Origin of the sequence: Corynebacterium pseudodiphtheriticum DSM 44287, assembly GCF_000688415.1 — a bacterium.
Lineage (GTDB): Bacteria > Actinomycetota > Actinomycetes > Mycobacteriales > Mycobacteriaceae > Corynebacterium > Corynebacterium pseudodiphtheriticum.
The window spans coordinates 91,068-107,486 of record NZ_JIAH01000007.1 but is presented as its reverse complement, the minus strand read 5'-3'; the positions used below and the strand labels follow the sequence as shown (position 1 = coordinate 107,486).

General features: G+C 51.5%; 15 protein-coding genes. 1 reads left to right on the top strand and 14 read right to left on the bottom strand.

Annotated features, from left to right (window positions below; all coding sequences use genetic code 11):
- Positions 1 to 2: 2 nt before the first annotated feature.
- Positions 3 to 1,250: a hypothetical protein gene (locus O146_RS11215; protein WP_051619276.1), complete on the top strand. Its 1,248-nt coding sequence runs from the start codon at positions 3 to 5 to the stop codon at positions 1,248 to 1,250.
- Here the strand turns inward: O146_RS11215 and O146_RS0105405 are convergent.
- The 14 genes from O146_RS0105405 to O146_RS0105340 all read right to left on the bottom strand — a co-directional run bounded on the left by O146_RS0105405 (position 1,247) and on the right by O146_RS0105340 (position 16,386).
- Positions 1,247 to 1,909, bottom strand: a complete 663-nt coding sequence (locus tag O146_RS0105405; RefSeq protein WP_035000603.1) for an Rv2732c family membrane protein — start codon at positions 1,907 to 1,909, stop codon at positions 1,247 to 1,249. The genes O146_RS11215 and O146_RS0105405 overlap by 4 nt on opposite strands.
- A gap of 23 nt (positions 1,910 to 1,932) precedes the next feature.
- A complete protein-coding gene (miaB, locus tag O146_RS0105400; protein WP_027017888.1) occupies positions 1,933 to 3,471 on the bottom strand; it encodes a tRNA (N6-isopentenyl adenosine(37)-C2)-methylthiotransferase MiaB in 1,539 nt (512 codons plus the stop codon).
- A 289-nt stretch (positions 3,472 to 3,760) separates the two neighbouring features.
- Entirely contained in the window at positions 3,761 to 4,699 is a 939-nt protein-coding gene (locus O146_RS11210; RefSeq protein ID WP_064833247.1) for an ABC transporter permease, read from the bottom strand.
- Positions 4,699 to 5,754 carry a quaternary amine ABC transporter ATP-binding protein gene (locus tag O146_RS0105390; RefSeq protein WP_027017887.1) on the bottom strand — a complete coding sequence of 352 codons (1,056 nt, stop codon included), beginning with the start codon at positions 5,752 to 5,754 and terminating at the stop codon, positions 4,699 to 4,701. The genes O146_RS11210 and O146_RS0105390 overlap by 1 nt, the downstream gene beginning before the upstream one ends.
- Positions 5,755 to 6,025: 271 nt before the next feature.
- The gene (locus tag O146_RS0105385) at positions 6,026 to 6,673 is read right to left on the bottom strand and encodes a regulatory protein RecX (protein WP_051619293.1); all 648 of its coding nucleotides are present in this window, start codon (positions 6,671 to 6,673) and stop codon (positions 6,026 to 6,028) included.
- On the bottom strand, positions 6,657 to 7,808 hold the full coding sequence (recA, locus tag O146_RS0105380) for a recombinase RecA (RefSeq protein ID WP_023019349.1): 1,152 nt from the start codon (positions 7,806 to 7,808) through the stop codon (positions 6,657 to 6,659). The genes O146_RS0105385 and recA overlap by 17 nt, the downstream gene beginning before the upstream one ends.
- A 208-nt stretch (positions 7,809 to 8,016) precedes the next feature.
- Positions 8,017 to 8,232 carry a DUF3046 domain-containing protein gene (locus O146_RS0105375; protein WP_021352635.1) on the bottom strand — a complete coding sequence of 72 codons (216 nt, stop codon included), beginning with the start codon at positions 8,230 to 8,232 and terminating at the stop codon, positions 8,017 to 8,019.
- A gap of 45 nt (positions 8,233 to 8,277) precedes the next feature.
- Positions 8,278 to 9,153: a PspA/IM30 family protein gene (locus O146_RS0105370; RefSeq protein WP_027017885.1), complete on the bottom strand. Its 876-nt coding sequence runs from the start codon at positions 9,151 to 9,153 to the stop codon at positions 8,278 to 8,280.
- A gap of 109 nt (positions 9,154 to 9,262) precedes the next feature.
- Entirely contained in the window at positions 9,263 to 9,637 is a 375-nt protein-coding gene (locus tag O146_RS0105365; protein WP_027017884.1) for a helix-turn-helix domain-containing protein, read from the bottom strand.
- Positions 9,638 to 9,809: 172 nt separating this feature from the next.
- On the bottom strand, positions 9,810 to 10,310 hold the full coding sequence (locus O146_RS0105360) for a CinA family protein (RefSeq protein WP_051619275.1): 501 nt from the start codon (positions 10,308 to 10,310) through the stop codon (positions 9,810 to 9,812).
- Position 10,311: 1 nt separating this feature from the next.
- On the bottom strand, positions 10,312 to 10,872 hold the full coding sequence (gene pgsA / locus O146_RS0105355) for a CDP-diacylglycerol--glycerol-3-phosphate 3-phosphatidyltransferase (RefSeq protein ID WP_023019345.1): 561 nt from the start codon (positions 10,870 to 10,872) through the stop codon (positions 10,312 to 10,314).
- Between the two features lie 36 nt (positions 10,873 to 10,908).
- The gene (locus tag O146_RS0105350; RefSeq protein ID WP_027017882.1) at positions 10,909 to 11,925 is read right to left on the bottom strand and encodes a TerC family protein; all 1,017 of its coding nucleotides are present in this window, start codon (positions 11,923 to 11,925) and stop codon (positions 10,909 to 10,911) included.
- A 221-nt stretch (positions 11,926 to 12,146) separates the two neighbouring features.
- On the bottom strand, positions 12,147 to 15,674 hold the full coding sequence (locus O146_RS0105345) for an FtsK/SpoIIIE family DNA translocase (RefSeq protein ID WP_027017881.1): 3,528 nt from the start codon (positions 15,672 to 15,674) through the stop codon (positions 12,147 to 12,149).
- A gap of 85 nt (positions 15,675 to 15,759) precedes the next feature.
- Complete coding sequence (locus tag O146_RS0105340) at positions 15,760 to 16,386, bottom strand: TIGR03085 family metal-binding protein (protein ID WP_027017880.1); 627 nt, start codon at positions 16,384 to 16,386, stop codon at positions 15,760 to 15,762.
- Positions 16,387 to 16,419: the final 33 nt, after the last annotated feature.

Here is a 16,419-nt window from a genome sequence, read left to right as displayed (position 1 = left end):
TCATGCAGCTCGCGCAATTTTCCACTCCCATCCAGTCTCGGCAAGAACCTTCGGATTTCACGCCGCAAGCGCAAAATCTTCCTGAGAGCCAATTCATCCCCAGCGATGAGATTCGGGATTTTGTGCTTGCTGCTAACGTTGCAGCCCAAGATGCCGCAAAGGACCCTGCAGCTTCAACAGCACCTGAACGAGTTGTCTCCCAATTAGCGGGTTCGGCGGAATCGGCGACCTATCTGTTCGCTCTCTGCGAAAACGCACCCCTGGGTGAAGTCTCAGAGTTGTCCTATCCTCTTATTAGCTCTACCGAGCCCCCGCAACAATCCGGAATTCGCGGGCATGCTTGGCCCGGCAGAGAGCCTAATTTTGCAGGTTTTATTCACCTCACTTTGCCCTTGCTGGAAGATACCACCATCGCCGAAATCGAGTGTGTACTTGACCTGGACCTTCTTCCTTTACCAGGTGAGCGCGCTAGTAAAAAAGCGACAGCAGTAGCAAAATGTTTACTCGCTTATACCGAAGATATCGCTATCCAGTTCGGCCGCACTCGCGCACAGATCACGCTGCATTATCCAGCAAACCACCCACCAAGCGCCGATCCGTTTTACTTCGCGATCACACACGCCGGTTATCAACAGCATTTAGGGCATGTCCAAGCATTTATTCCAGTCGAGAAACAGGAACAAAAACCCGTTACAGACACCCGAAACAGCAGAGGACCAAGCAGCACAGGACTAAGCAGCAGAGAACTAAACTACGAAATTGTCACGTGGCTAGATTTCGCAATTACGGAAAAATATTCTTCGCAAATACGCGAATTATTGACCATAGCTTCGGTCGATGTCCCTAACGGAGGCTTGGAACTAGAGCCAATCCACTGGACCCCAAGTCGGATGGCCCAAGCCGCTAAGCGCTTGCGGGCACGCGGTGGTACTACCCTGCTGGTCGGAATCGTCGACAAGCACACAGGAAAGATCTGTGCACTCACAGAAATTGCCCGACACTATGGCTCTGATCCCTCGGTAGCGGAATGGACTCTAACGGTCACTGCACGCGAAAATCGGAATCAGGGTCTAGCAAAGTTGGTCAAACGTCACGCAATCGCTGCTGCGCGTGCACACTGGCCAAGTGTGCAACGCATTTATGGTTCGGTCCCTGAGCAGCCCGACCAGATGCGCGCTATTTATCGCGCCCTGGGAGCCTCCGAATTCAGTTGCAGCTCCACCTGGGAAAAATCGCTCGATGCCAACTAATCGTTCTCGCTAGCACGCGAACCTGCCCGACGACGCCTGTCGTCAACAAACAATGGGTTGGAATCATAATCTGTATGCTGCACCGTCATACCGGAGACGCGCTTTAACCGAGTAACCTCATCAACCGTGGTCGAATCCGCACGCATGCGTGCTGCAGCTCGTTGTTCCGGATTCTTTTTCAAAGCAACCGCACAATACGCGCCAAACGCAAGCACCGCGCCGAGAATGCCAACATACATGCCGATGGAATGCGGCGCGTTCTCACCACCGTGTGGGCCCGTATGACGCACCCACAACGAGAACAAAGAATACGGCAAGGCAACCGCTACGCACATCCAACCGACCAACCCAGCGGGCGCGAATTTGGTGAGCAGCACAGAGGTGCTCGCAAGCCCAATACCTATGGTTAACAACACTGCCCAGACTTGTTCAATCACAGTAGTTATGTCACTGCTACCGAACAACATTTCATAGCCGCGAGTATTACCAGCATACGGGAGAATCAAGAACCCCACATACGCGAAAACTGCGCCTCCCAGTGGGTAGACAGCTTTACCCAAAGTCATAGTGCGCGCTGCTCGTTTTTCTACCGCCGCAGATTTTTCCGCGTCCGGTCGAGAATTTGATCTCGCTGGTTGTTGTGATGGCCAAGTAGTCATATTTTCGATGCTATTAGACAGCGTTAATTGCTGCGAGTCGACACCGTCGGCAAGCCCAGGCTTACGCCAACAGGTGCGGTGCTCGGGGTCTTGCCTGCACTCGACATATCACCGGCCTTAGTTCGACGATGTTGGCTAACTCCACCATCAGCAATCAGGAAATACGGTTTTGCGGCAGTGATCGTGGTTGTGACGACATCTCCTGGACGGATCTCACCGTCTAAGTCTCCGCGTGGAGAAAAGTGCACCAAACGGCCGTCGCGGGCACGCCCAGATAACCGGTTGGTTTTCTCATTTTTACGTCCTCCGCTTGCTTGGACAAGTAACTCAACCTCAGTCCCTACCAACGCACGATTGTCTTCCAACATGATCTCATCTTGCAAAGCAACCAACCGCTCGAAGCGATCTTGCACGACTTCTTTAGGCACCTGAGCTTCCATCTCTGCTGCCGGTGTACCAGGACGCGGCGAATACTGGAAAGTGAAGGCCGACGAGAACCGAGCACGCCGAACTATGTCCATTGTGGCCTGAAAATCTTCCTCAGTCTCACCGGGAAAACCGACAATGATATCAGTGGTGATCGCAGCACCAGGAATCTTCTCGCGCGCCTCATCGACAATCTTCATGAATTTCTTGCTGCGATAAGACCGGCGCATGTCTTTGAGGACCTTGTCAGATCCTGATTGCAAAGGCATATGCAACTGCGGGCAGATGACCGGGTATTCGGCCATTACGTCGATAACATCACTGGTGAATTCTGCAGGGTGTGGGCTAGTAAAGCGCAAACGATCGAGCCCCTCGATCTGAGCGCACGCTGCGAGCAGCTTAGAAAACGCACTGCGATCGCGTTTGAGTTCAGGATCAACAAAGTTGACGCCATAAGCATTGACATTCTGTCCCAAAAGGGTAACTTCACTCACCCCCTGCTGTACCAGCGCCTCAACTTCGGCGAGGATATCTCCTGGCCGACGGTCGATTTCTTTACCGCGCAAGGACGGTACGATGCAAAAAGTACAGGTGTTATTGCATCCAACCGAAATGGAGACCCACCCAGAATACGCAGATTCGCGTTTTGCCGGTAAGACTGAAGGAAAATCTTCTAAAGCATCAACAATTTCGACCTGAGCTTGTTCATTATGCCGCGCACGCTCTAACAAGGCAGGCAGCGACCCCATGTTATGAGTGCCGAACACAGCATCCACCCAGGGTGCATTGTCTAAAACTGCATCTTTGTCTTTTTGCGCCAAGCAACCGCCAACAGCAATCTGCATTCCTGGGTGGTTTTGCTTGGTTTTCTTTAGGTTACCAAGGGTACCGTATAAGCGTTGATCAGCGTTTTCACGCACTGCGCAGGTGTTAAAAACAATAAGATCCGGCTCGACTGGGCCAGAGTTTTTGGATTCCGAATCAGTGCTCTTATCCGAACGGTACTCTGCTGCCGAAACATATCCAGCATCTTCCAGCAATCCGGCTAGGCGTTCAGAATCATGTACATTCATTTGACAGCCAAAAGTACGAACCTCGTACGTCCGAGGGCTCGTTTCCGATTGTTCTGTTTTTATGTCTGCTAAATTTTCAGCTACATCTGCGCAATTCTCTTTGGCAGCCCCGTGACAGACTTTTTCGGTCTTCGCCGGCTCAGCCACGTCAACGGACGGTTGCCACATTTCAGTGTTATTTTCCCTATATTCATTGCGCATGCTCACGGGAGTTCATTGTAGTTACTGGCAGCGCGAGTTCATAACAGCACGCTACCAGCCATCTCTTGCGCCGACATGCCACCATATAGGGATCTAGGTTGGTGCCTCAGTTTCATCGTGTCCGTTCCCTGCAGCAACCGAAATTGGTGAACTACGGTTTTGCGTTCTCGACCAGACCTTGTTCCACTCTTCCTTTCTGTCGCTGTCGCCGAGCTTTCCGCCACCGTGCTAATAATGACGATGGATAATCACCAGAATTACCTAAGGCCGCTGTTAGCCGATCTAAGAATACAGCCAAAATCACCACAGCAAGACCTGCTTCCAAACCTTGGCCGAGATTAAGCGTCGAGATCGCTGCAACGACTTCTTTACCAAGACCGTCGGCACCCACCATGCCTGCAATAACCGCCATCGACAGCGAAAGCATGATTATTTGGTTTATCCCCGCCATAATCGACGGCATCGCCATGGGAAGTTCGATTCCGCGCAAAATTTGTCGATCAGTAGCACCATAGGCACGTCCCGCTTCCACGACCTCGGGGTCAACATGGCGAATCCCCAGTTCAGTCATACGTACCCCCGGGGCCAGAGCAAAGATGATCGTCGAAAAGGTTCCCGGAACCACACCGATAGAAAAGAACATCACTGCAGGCAACAGATAGACAAAAGCCGGCATTGTCTGCATAAAATCCAAGATAGGGCGTACCACTGCCGAAACCCGATCATTTTTTGCCGCCCAGATCCCGACAGGGAGCGCAATGACCACTGCGACCAGCGTCGCGATTATCACCATCGCCATAGTGTCGAGCATTTGTTCCCACTGCCGTAGCCCCATCACTAACAAGAAGCTCATACACGCGTTAAGCGCTAGCCGCCATGACCGCAGTCCCCAACCTGCGCAAGCAAAAATGGCCAACAACAGGATTGCTGGTATTGCTTTTAACCCATCCGCGAGAGCTTCGACCAGAAATTTTGTGATCTCAGAAAAAACATCAAAGATCACTGAGGCATTCTCCCTCAGCCACATGAGCGCATTATCGCCCCAGGTGCCGAGAGGGATGCGCGGGATAATTTCTTCGCTCAATGCCATTAGCGTCCGCTTTCTTCGAGAAGGTTAGTATCGTTCGCCGCAGCAGCAAGCAAACGTTCTCGAGTAATAATGCCTTCGATCTCACCGATGTCGTTCTTGACCACGAGCGGGGCATCATTGCGAGCAGAATGCGTAAATAAATGCGCGATTGGAGTCCGTGAGTTCACGATGAGCTCACTGCTAAGCGCTGCGCTAACAAATTGCTGCGATTCCGCTTGTGTGCAGATATCTCCGGCCACTAGCACGCGAGCACGGTCAATATCCTGAATAAACTGAGCTACGTAGCTATTTGCGGGTTTGCGCAAAATCTCACCGGCAGTACCAATCTGTTCAATACGACCATCTCGCATGACTGCGATTCGGTCTCCCACACGCATGGCTTCATTCAGGTCGTGAGTAATAAATACCACAGTTTTTCCTAGCTCTGCTTGGAGATTTAGCAGGTAATCTTGCATTTCTTTCCGGATCAACGGATCCAAAGCAGAAAACGCTTCATCCATCAGAAGGATCTCGGCGTCGTTAGCAAGAGCACGGGCGAGGCCGACGCGTTGTTTCATACCACCTGAGAGCTCATCCGGGCGATAATGCGACCAGCCGTCAAGCCCCACCAGTTGTAGGGCTTTGGTTGCTTTTTCTTCGCGCTCAGTTTTGCCTACACCTTTGATTTCTAAGCCATAAGCGGCATTTTCTCCTACACTTCGGTGCGGTAATAGCGCAAAGTTTTGAAATACCATGGAGATATTGTCTCTACGCACTGAACGCAGCTCAGCTTCTGACATCTCGGTGATGAGACGACCACCTAAGCTCAGCTCCCCGGCTGTCGCGGGATGCAGTCCATTGACCATGCGCAGCAAGGTTGATTTTCCACTTCCGGATAGCCCCATGACGACGAACACTTCTCCAGGAACCACCTCGAAGCTTGCGTCGATGACTGCAGCTGTCAAACCTTGGTCACGCAGCTCTGTACGAGTGGTCCCAGTTCTCAGTGCTTGCACCCCCCGAACAGGATCTTTCCCAAAAATTTTATACAGTCCGTTGGCAATTATTCCGGACATGAATGCTCTCCTCTAATTTTGAAAACCATATATACACGGACTAATACCCGTGCACGAGAGCATGTTCCGAGCCGCAAGTTTTTCTTCTTCGTCAGTTTCACCGTCAAAGTAACAGGTTGCTATGAACATCTCAGTTTCGCCGCTACCCAGGTCCAGTAGATTCTCGGCGCCTTCTCCGTAATATAGCTAACCTGCTACATATATGCGGTTTAAAACATCGACTGAGAACTCTACATTCTCATCGTGATTTGCTGCCGGTCTGGGCCAAACCCTAGCGAACTTCGGTTCCTAACTCATCACATCGCTTGTCGAGAGCTTGTCGTGCAATGCCGAGTGCCATCCCCTGGCCAAAACCTCGCCGCGCAAGAACCCCGACAATTTTCCGCAGCTCTTTGTCATAATCTGCACGATCTTCCATTCGCTTTACCTTCTTGGCTTTTTTCCTTGCCAAGGTTTCTGCGAGCGCGGCCTCGTCGTCGTCATCGATTTGTTCTAGTGCCTGCGCCCTGATCCCCGGGGCGATGCCCTTGTCCGCCAATTCATGGTCGAGCACCAACCGTGTCTTCCCACGTCGCTGGTGTCGCTGATGGACCCACTCGTGTGCAAATTTCTCGTCATTCAATAATTCAGAATGTTCTAAATCAGCGATGACTTCGTCGATAACCTCTGCTTCGAATTCTGCATCGAGAAGTTTACCGCGCAGCTCCTGCGTGGAGCGTGCACGGTAATTGAGTAGGCCGAGGGCCTTCTTGCGCACCGGTGTTTTTGCTTCTTCTAGCTCGCGATCGATGAAAGCCGAACCATCCGAGTTTTTGGCGGTGTGTGCGGCAATGGCATCCCGCAACTGCGTAATTTTTCGTGCACTCGGCTGCGAATCGCCACGAGATTGATGCGCAGGCTGGTTACTCTTCGGAGTCATCGAAATCTGGCGCACCGTCATTAACGTCTGCGTTATCGCTCAATGGTGTATCTGATCCTGGAACATCGAAGTTTTCGGCATCCTTATTATTCTTGGCTGCGTATTTACCAATTCCAAGCTTCTGGAAAATCTTTTGCTCTAGTTCATCACTCAAATCAGGGTTCGATTTCAGGAACTGACGGACTTTTTCTTTTCCTTGGCCAAGCTGCTCCCCTTCGTAGGTGAACCAGGAACCAGATTTTTTCACGATATTGTTTTCTACGGCCAGATCAATGATCGAAGACTCCCGTGAGATACCTTCACCATACATGATGTCAAATTCAGCGACCTTAAACGGTGGCGAAACTTTGTTTTTGACAATCTTGATTTTTGTCCGGTTGCCGATCGCATCTTGGCCGTCTTTTAGAGTTTGGATTCGACGAATATCGCAACGAACTGAAGAATAGAACTTCAAAGCTTTGCCACCAGTGGTGGTTTCTGGTGAGCCAAACATCACACCAATTTTCTCGCGCAGCTGGTTAATGAAGATCGCGGTGGTACCAGAGTTGTACAAAGCGCCAGTCATCTTCCGCAATGCCTGCGACATCAAGCGCGCTTGCAGTCCGACGTGCGAATCTCCCATCTCGCCTTCGATCTCGGCCTTTGGTGTCAAGGCGGCAACCGAGTCCACCACGATGATGTCGATTGCGCCGGAACGAATCAACATATCCGCAATTTCTAATGCTTGCTCTCCAGTATCTGGTTGCGAGACCAGTAAGTTATCGGTGTCGACGCCTAAGAGTCGAGCGTATTCCGGATCGAGCGCGTGCTCAGCATCGATGAACGCCGCAATACCGCCTGCCTTCTGAGCTTCTGCAATCGCATGCAAAGTTACAGTCGTTTTACCCGACGATTCTGGGCCATAGATTTCCACGACTCGACCACGCGGGAATCCTCCAATCCCCAATGCGACGTCGATTGCGGTATTACCGGATGAGATCGCCTGGATTGGAGGACGGTCATCGTCACCCAAACGCATAACCGCCCCCTTGCCGTAGTCCTTCTCGATCATCGCCATCGCGGCATCTAAGGCCTTCTGGCGGTCTGCCCCGGCGTTATCGGATTTCTTGCTATTAGTTTTTTTCTTTGTTGCCATTTCCTCTACTTTCACTAGGACTCATGGAGAGTACCTAATCACATCAATTAACCGCGTCGGCATGTACTGTCATGCAACCGCGATCGTCATTTTCCTGTACTGCATATCAATTAGACTGCGTCCGCTTACTTTTGGTTCCACGGATCATCCTGCCCCAGCTAACCGGTTTTGCACCTGGCGACGCGGGATTCATGCGGTAGCAGGACCCTTACCAGCCGGGATTATCTTTACCTAGGCGACGTTCTTCTGGAATACGAAAATCATGCATGATTCCATCCCAAATTTCTGCCGGATCACATCCCGCGTCGATGAGTTCGTCGGCAGTAGCTTCACGGCCTGTTAACACATGTGAATGCGCTATCCATTTCGCCTGAGTTTCGCCAAACTCATCATTGAGCAGGCGACTGAATTCGGTTAACCGCATAACGTCACCGCCTTAAAATCGACATCTTATTGGTGCTGATGTGACTTATTCGCCACGGAGCTCACGCATACGTTTCGCAATCTCATCTTGTGAAACCTGTGGCTGTGAATTCTGCTGCGTCTGGGAGCTGGCTTGCTGTCCAGATTCCACTTGTTTCGGGGCAGTAGATTGCCCTTGCGTGACGGATTGTTGCGCAGAGTTCGAGCCAGCCATCTCCGCACGAATCTGCTCGAGTCGCGAATGCCCTGCCATCTGGATACCGGCCTGCTTGACCTCGTGCATGCGATTCTGAACTGAATTCTCGGACAACTCAGCTTGACCGAGAGCACGAGAATAACGTTGCTCAATCTTGTCGCGCACACTATCGAGTGAAGGAGAAGAATCATTGGTGAGATTGTTCATGGAGTTCAACGACTCCGAAACCTTCTCCTGCATCTTGGCCTGTTCCAGCTGGCTCAACAACTTCGACCGTTGCTGGAACTTTTCTTGCAGTTGCATGTTGTTCCGTTCAACTGCCTGCTTGGCTTGATCCGCCTGTTTTAGCGCCTGATCGTGTAGCTGCTTAGTCTCTTCCACGGATTGTTCTGCAGTCACCAGTTGTGCAGCAAAAGCTTCAGCAGCATTTTCGTATTCAACTGCCTTGCGCTCATCGCCCTCGCGGCGAGCCTTATCTGACAGTTCAAGAGCCTGTTTAGTATTGGACTGAAGTTTTTCGACCTCATTAAGGCGGCGGTTCAACTGCATTTCTAATTGCCGCTGGTTACCAATAACAGCAGCTGCCTGCTGCGATAATTCGTGGTGCTGGCGTTTTGCGTCGCTAATCGCCTGCTCGATCTGAACTTTCGGATCCGCATGTTCGTCGATCTTGGAATCGAACAGAGCCATGAAGTAGTTCCATGCTTTACTGAAAGGATTAGCCATGCTTAATCAAACGCCTTCCTATGTGCGTATCGAGGTCAATAAGTAGGTCTCGCAGTCCCTATAGAACCACAAATCAACGGAATCAATGGACCGACGAACTGCGCGAATTCTACAGCTCCGAGACTGGTTCTGCTGCAGCCGGGGAAGCTTTCGCCAGTTCTTGGTCTACCGAAGTCATTGCCATATTTCCAGCAGCTTCGATGAGCACGTCAGCAACAGTTGCATTCAACGCGTGACAGACAGATGCTAATAGTTCCGACGAGACTTCCTTGCGTCCGCGCTCTAGCTCGGAAATATAGCCCGGCGAAACCCGAGCCGCTTTCGCAAGTTCACGCAACGTGACACCTTTATCGGCGCGAAAAGCACGCAGCGCGAGCCCTAAGGCTTGCCGCAATAACGGTTCCGGCTGCGCCAGACGTTCATGATACGCAGTGCGCTCTCCGGTGATAATCGGAGTATCGAGTACTACTGATTGAGTTGCCATCACTAATTCCAACGATTCGAGTTCATTATTTGTTCCCACTCGAAATGTGGGATCTTCGGCAAGTATACAACGACCTTTCACGCGAAGGACGGACTTTACCGGTTTAAGCAAAAGCATTTTCGAGAGCTGTCTAGCACGAAGGAACAAGAATCTATGGTTAATTTAAGGTGCTCTAGTGCAAAGTGATTTTCTCGTATAAAAGCTGAATTGCAGCATCCACAGCATTACCACGAACCTGCGCACGCGAGACATCCGGCCATTGATAGAAAGCCGATTCGCCGTTTCCCATCTTCGGGCCGGCTACCGCAACATAAACATCACCAGAAGCGTGACCGTCCGCAGCCCCTGGCCCAGCCACACCAGCCAGAGACACAGCCCAATCACTCTCACAAACTATGCGGGCTCCGGCGGCCATTGCCCTCGCACATTCTGCAGAGACAACACCATAATGTGCAATCACGTCGGCATCGACTCTAGCTAAAGAAGTTTTCAGATCCGCAGAATAAGTCACCAACCCACCTCGTAACACTGCCGAAGCCCCCGGGATATCGGCTATCCGTGCTGCCAGCGCACCGGCAGTCAAAGACTCACAGGTAGCTAGAGTCTGCCCCCGTGATTCCAATACCCCAAGCACCGTTCCAGCATTAATAAAGTTTTCGTCTGCTTCACTCACACTAATTCTCCCGTTGAGAATCCCGAAGATAGACGTATCCCGTCCATAAAGTAACTGCAACGGCGGCTAACATTACAAGCAACGTCGGAATATTCATCCAACTTGGCAGTGGACAAAGATATAGGGCAACTGCGAGAGACTGGAGCGCCGTCTTGAGCTTCCCTCCTTGGCTAGCAGGAACCACTTTTCCTTGACGCAGCAAGGCAAAACGCCAAACTGTTATGCCAAATTCGCGAACGAGGATTACAACAGTGATCCAAACTGGCAACTCGCCGATGACATTCAAGCTGACTAAGGCTGCCGTCATGAGTGCTTTATCGGCAATAGGGTCTGCAATTTTGCCGAAGTTCGTCACGAGCCCGCGCGCTCGGGCTATATCTCCATCGAGTTTGTCCGTGACCATAAGAGCCGCAAAAACCAGGAAAGCAGCCCACATCCAAGCGATTTCGGTTCCCCCGCCTGCAAGGACGAGCCATACAAAGACCGGTATAAAAGCGATCCGCATACTCGTGAGAACGTTCGGGAGATTTAGGTTAGACGGCTTCGCAGATGTGGTACTCACACCTAGAACCTTACCCCTTCAGCGTTACGCGTCTGGTCATACCCCCGCGGCTTTGCGGGTATCAACGGCACCTTGAGCTACATCGCGACGAGATTTAATGATCGAGGCAATAACGGTCACAACCAATGTCGCAACAATGAACACTAGCGAACCGACCGTGGATACTTCTGGCACTGCAAGATTCTCGCCACCGTTAATAAAAGGCAGGTTGTTTTCATGCAGTGCATGCAGCAGAAGTTTGATGCCAATAAATCCTAGGATCACGCCTAATCCGTACGCCAGATAGATCAAGCGATCTAGCAACCCGTCGAGAAGGAAATACAGCTGACGCAGTCCCATCAACGAAAAGGCATTTGCAGCAAACACCAGGTAAGCCTCGGTCGTAATACCGTAAATTGCCGGAATTGAATCAAAAGCAAACATGACGTCGATAAACCCAATTGCCAACAGTGCTACCAGAAGCGGTGTGACAGCGGTTTTTCCGGACTTACGAACGACCAATTTATCCCCGTGATAGTCCTTTGTCACTGGCATAATCTTGCGTATTGCTTTGATGATAAACATGTCATTCGGATGGGTTTCTGGCTTATCCCGAAACTCATCAACGACAAGTTTAATCGCGATATACAGCAAAAAGATCGCGAATATATAGAAGATATCGGACCATGCAGAGATCAAGGCAGAACCAGCCAGAATGAATATCAAGCGAAAAACGAGAGCCAAAACAATGCCGATCAACAATACTTTTTGTTGATACTTACGAGGCACTTGGAAAGCTCCGATAATCAATGCAAAGACAAAGAGATTATCGATTGACAAGGCTTTCTCAGTCACATAGCCCGTAAGGTACTCGATTCCATGCTCAGCATCCCAGCCAAACCACACGACCGCACCGAAAAGAAGAGCCAGACCAATATAAAACGCCGACCAAAAGCCAGCTTCTTTTAGTGTCGGCGCGTGTGGCGTGCGCACGTGACTATAGAAATCGAAAATGAAGAACCCTGCGATGACAGCGATCGTAATTAACCAAATAAAAAGTGGTACTCCCACCATGACCTCCGGTCAGCATGTAGATGGACCAGAGGTCTCTCCTACCGCAGTATCCGCATAATTACGAGCTCTTAGGAGCCTCAATGCGCTCATACTGGGCCGACAGAACCGGGTACAGAAGGCTTCGTACCGTGTTGACGATTACTGTCGCGTCGAGGATACTCCCCTCCATGGACTGCACAACAGTCTAGCGCACTGAACCAAAGATGTGGTTATTCAATGCGCTAAAAAGCTTGTGACGTTGGATTATACGTAGCTTTTGTAATATGAGCTGAACCATCCGTGTCACCAGCGGAGTCCTCGACAACGTTATCTGGCTGCCCCTGATTCTGCTGCTCTTGCACTTCTCGCGGGGCGTCGGCCGGATCTGCTCCCTTGATCATCCAAATCGTAGTGTCAAGTTCTTCTGGCTTCGTTAATACTTCGCGCGCCTTCGAGCCCTCCGATGGGCCGACGATTCCGCGGGTTTCCATGAGGTCCATCAGGCGCCCAGCTTTTGCAAAACCGATACGTAGCTTCCTCTGCAACATAGATGTTGAGCCTAATCCGGAAGTCACCACAAGCTCGACGGCTTCCAGCAAGTCGTCCATATCCTTGCCGATATCATCATCGATTGCTTTTTTCGCCTCGGCTTGTTTGTCCTCGGTAACGCCCTCGGTATAGTCCGGTTCCCCTTGCTCCTTCGCTGCCTCGACGACGGCGTACACCTCATCGTCGGACACAAATGCACCCTGCATACGCACTGGCCTTCCACCCTGTGGAATGAATAAACCATCACCCATACCAATAAGCGACTCTGCGCCTGTTTGATCCAGGATCACACGCGAGTCTGTGGAAGACGAAGTCGCGAACGCCAACCGCGACGGCACGTTAGTCTTGATTAGACCAGTAACGACATCTACCGATGGACGTTGCGTAGCAAGGACCAAGTGAATACCAGCTGCACGCGCTTTTTGCGTGATCCGCACGATGGATTCCTCGATCTCCTTCGGGGCCGTCATCATAAGATCTGCTAACTCGTCCACCACGCACACGATGAATGGGTACGGTTCCATCTTCCGTTCGGACCCCGCCGGGGCTTGCACCTCACCGGTGCGCACTTTGTGGTTGAAATCCTTAATATGACGCACGCGCGCCGAGCGCATGTCTTGGTAGCGCTGCTCCATTTCTTCCACCAACCACTGCAACGCCGCTGCGGCTTTCTTCGGTTGCGTGATAATCGGTGTAATCAAATGCGGGATGCCCTCATACGGGGTCAATTCCACCATCTTGGGGTCCACCAGGATCAACCGAACATCATCCGGAGTGGCGCGAGTTAACAGTGAAACCAACATCGCATTAACGAAAGCCGATTTACCAGAACCAGTCGAACCGGCGACCAGCAAATGGGGCATTTTCTGAATCGACGACGAGATGAATTCGCCTTCAATATCTTTACCCAACCCAACCAATGTCGGATCTTCATCTCCCGCGATAACCTCAGATTCCAGGACATCACGCAAGCGAACGATCTCCCGGTCGGAATTCGGCACTTCGATACCGACTGCAGACTTTCCGGGGATCGGAGCGAGAATACGCACACTGCCAGTGGCTACCGCGTAGGCAAGGTTCGATTGCAAGTTCGTAATCTTGCTAACCTTCACACCTGGCCCAAGCTCAACGATATAACGCGTCACTGTTGGCCCACGGGTAAAACCGGTGACCTGCGCATCAACCTTAAATTCCGCAAAACATGCATCGATGGCTTCAATTGTGCGGTCATTTATCTCCGTCCGGGTTTTCGGAGCTCGCCCCGGTTCCAATAGACCTGCAGAAGGAATCGTATATTCAGTGGCCAATTTCGATGCTTGCTGAGTCGCGCCTGCGTCTTCACGCGGTCCATCATTAATCTGCGACGCCAAACCAACCTGGGTTGCTTGTTGCGCCTCAGGCTGACGAGCGCCAGACTGCGGTTTTACTCCGAGCACACGAGTTTGTCGCGCCGTATCCTGGTACTTGGTATCCACGGTGCGCGGGTTTTCTGCAGCTTGCTTTTGTTGCAGCCCGGATTGAGCTTGGTCCACAGCATCTTCTGGCGCTAGAGGCAGCTCTTCTGTCTTCTCTACTTCTGGTTCCGTACGAGCAGACCTGGACCTCGTTGGACTGTCCAAGACCGCAGGAAACTCATCCGTATCACTTGCCGTCGGCGCATTTTCCAAACCAGCAGCAGTCTTCGAAACCTGCTCCTGATGTTCTCGAGAACCATTACTGGAAAGCACCTCAGTGTGCTCTACCTGAGATGGTTGTTCGATGCGAGGAAAAAGTCCGGTGCTCTTCTTAGCATTAGCAACTACATCGTGTGTCCCTGCGGTGCTTGACTGGGTTGTTGTGAAACCTGGCCGCTTAGACTGCGAAGCCACTGGATTCGTCCGCAACGGCGCGCGTCGACGTGGCGTGCGTTGTGCTCCAGATGCAATGGCTGCAATTTCGTCGTTCGCTCGCCCGTAGGCATCCCCGTATTCATTGTGGCCGCCGACCGACTCCCGATCGGGATCAGCATCCAAATTTTTGTTGCTATTTCCAGAAATTACATTACGCAAATACTCAGTAAACTCTTTGACCGTAATTCCGGTGACCTTCAATGCACCATAAATAATGACTAGGAACAACAGAGGAACAGCAACATAGGGACTGAATCCAGCAGCTAATGCTCCGCCTGTCCATGCCCCGAGTGCACCACCAGCGACAAATCGTTCCGGCCATTCTGCTGGTGCTCCGGAAAATAGATGGATCAATCCGAGCATAGAAATAACGATCAACGCAGTCCCCATGGATACACGAACCCTGTGTTCTACAGCCACGCGTCTGCCGGAAAACAACGCCGATGCTGCGAGAATGAGCGCGACGGGGACAATGAAGGCACCGGCCCCCAACACGGCATGGGTGGCCGTCGCGATGGCCCGACCAATAAATCCAGCGATATCAAGCCACACAGAAGCACCCAGAACGATGGCAACACCAATCAGTGTTAAGGCAATCGCATCAGAGCGTGACGAAGGTACGCCCGCCTCCGGCTTCACCGCAGGGAGAGCTGACTCGGAGGTACCGACCTCACTCCCCTCAATCTGCTCAGCGTGTGCATCATCACTCTGCTGGTCTAAGCCATCAGCTGACACATGATTATCGGTCGCGCGTTTCTTTTCTCGTGATTGCGCCATCACGCCTGAACTACGTTGTCCCTTTTTTGTCTTAGCCTTCTTGCCCGTCATGTCTGTCGAGTAGAGATCTTCGTCTAATCCTGCAGGTGAATTTTTCCGCTTCTTATTCCTGCCAGCTGCTTGCCGGCCCATTTCGGTAGCATCGGCATCTGTGTCGACACCATCGGTAAAGTCGTCGTAGTCGGCATATGCCTCGTAATCGTCATCATCCTGGCCAATATTTCCGAACTTTTTGAGCGCACCTGATGTTTTCGAAAATGCAGTGGCAATACCTGAGCCCACAGCACGGAAAGCACTTCCCGTGCGTTCATGCGAAGTATTGGCTGCACGTTGCGCAGAACCAAAAACTACAGTTTCTAGGTTTGCAGAATCAGAATTCTCCTCCCTAGATTTCGCGGGATCTCCACCAGTTTTTTCCGGCATTCCAGAACTTAATTTTTTCCCGGCTGTGCGACCAGAGCGGGTGCGCGGAGCCGGGCGAGTCGAGTTGGCGCGGGCTTTGTTACGCTCGCCGCCACCACGATGATTGCGAGGGCTGGTGGACTTTACAGACATGCCCCATACCCTAATGCCTCAATGCCCAATATCCCCAAGCGCCACACCAATTTCGTGTATTAACTTACACAACTGTTAGTCAAGTCTAAAAGCTTGATCGAACGATAGCGCTCTCTTCCCCTGTGATCTCAACGCTGACTGCATTACGTCCAAATCCCCACAAGATCAATTCACCAATATCCCCTGACACACGCACCACATCATCACCCTTATCGACTACGCCCCAGCTTCCACCGAAGGTCAATGGTGGGAAACCAGTCGCAGAGAGAATGATGGGTAGTCGAGATTTCCCCAGCATTGTTTTAGCAAGCAGGGGCAAGGCTCTGGCTAAGGATTTCTCCCCCTCCAAGCTAATTTCCCGGCGTTGCCAATTCGGTTCCGCACGGCGGACATCTTCATGGTGAACAAAGTTTTCTACTGCATTAACCTTCGCTTCAACCAATCGGAATAAGGAAAACTGCGGAGGCCCCTGCCGCCAATTTTCTACAAGCTGCTCGTAACGCTGTGCCTTTGCCTTTTCTTGCACTTTCCTAAGATGCGACGACAATGACGGGACAAACATACCTAACGCCGCATCCGGACGATGTTCGCGCACCCACAAGTGCGCTGCTAAATCTGCTGTCTTCCAACCCGAACATAAGGTTGGAGCATCAGGACCACGTTTGAGCATTAAGTCTGCCAAGCACTGGCGTTCCGAATCAGAAAAAGACATGTTTCCCAGGGTACCCTGGGAAACATGTCTTAC

Excerpts from the sequence above, each read along its gene's own strand:
- O146_RS0105350 (WP_027017882.1), bottom strand. The coding sequence starts at position 11,925 with ATGGTGGGAGTACCACTTTTTATTTGGTTAATTACGATCGCTGTCATC.
- O146_RS0105375 (WP_021352635.1), bottom strand. The coding sequence starts at position 8,232 with ATGCGGTTAACCGAATTCAGTCGCCTGCTCAATGATGAGTTTGGCGAA.
- O146_RS11210 (WP_064833247.1), bottom strand. The coding sequence starts at position 4,699 with ATGGCATTGAGCGAAGAAATTATCCCGCGCATCCCTCTCGGCACCTGG.
- O146_RS0105340 (WP_027017880.1), bottom strand. The coding sequence starts at position 16,386 with ATGTCTTTTTCTGATTCGGAACGCCAGTGCTTGGCAGACTTAATGCTC.
- O146_RS0105345 (WP_027017881.1), bottom strand. The coding sequence starts at position 15,674 with ATGTCTGTAAAGTCCACCAGCCCTCGCAATCATCGTGGTGGCGGCGAG.
- recA (WP_023019349.1), bottom strand. The coding sequence starts at position 7,808 with ATGGCAACAAAGAAAAAAACTAATAGCAAGAAATCCGATAACGCCGGG.
- O146_RS0105390 (WP_027017887.1), bottom strand. The coding sequence starts at position 5,754 with ATGTCCGGAATAATTGCCAACGGACTGTATAAAATTTTTGGGAAAGAT.
- O146_RS0105405 (WP_035000603.1), bottom strand. The coding sequence starts at position 1,909 with ATGACTACTTGGCCATCACAACAACCAGCGAGATCAAATTCTCGACCG.
- O146_RS0105365 (WP_027017884.1), bottom strand. The coding sequence starts at position 9,637 with ATGGCAACTCAATCAGTAGTACTCGATACTCCGATTATCACCGGAGAG.
- O146_RS0105385 (WP_051619293.1), bottom strand. The coding sequence starts at position 6,673 with ATGACTCCGAAGAGTAACCAGCCTGCGCATCAATCTCGTGGCGATTCG.
- O146_RS11215 (WP_051619276.1), top strand. The coding sequence starts at position 3 with ATGCAGCTCGCGCAATTTTCCACTCCCATCCAGTCTCGGCAAGAACCT.
- O146_RS0105370 (WP_027017885.1), bottom strand. The coding sequence starts at position 9,153 with ATGGCTAATCCTTTCAGTAAAGCATGGAACTACTTCATGGCTCTGTTC.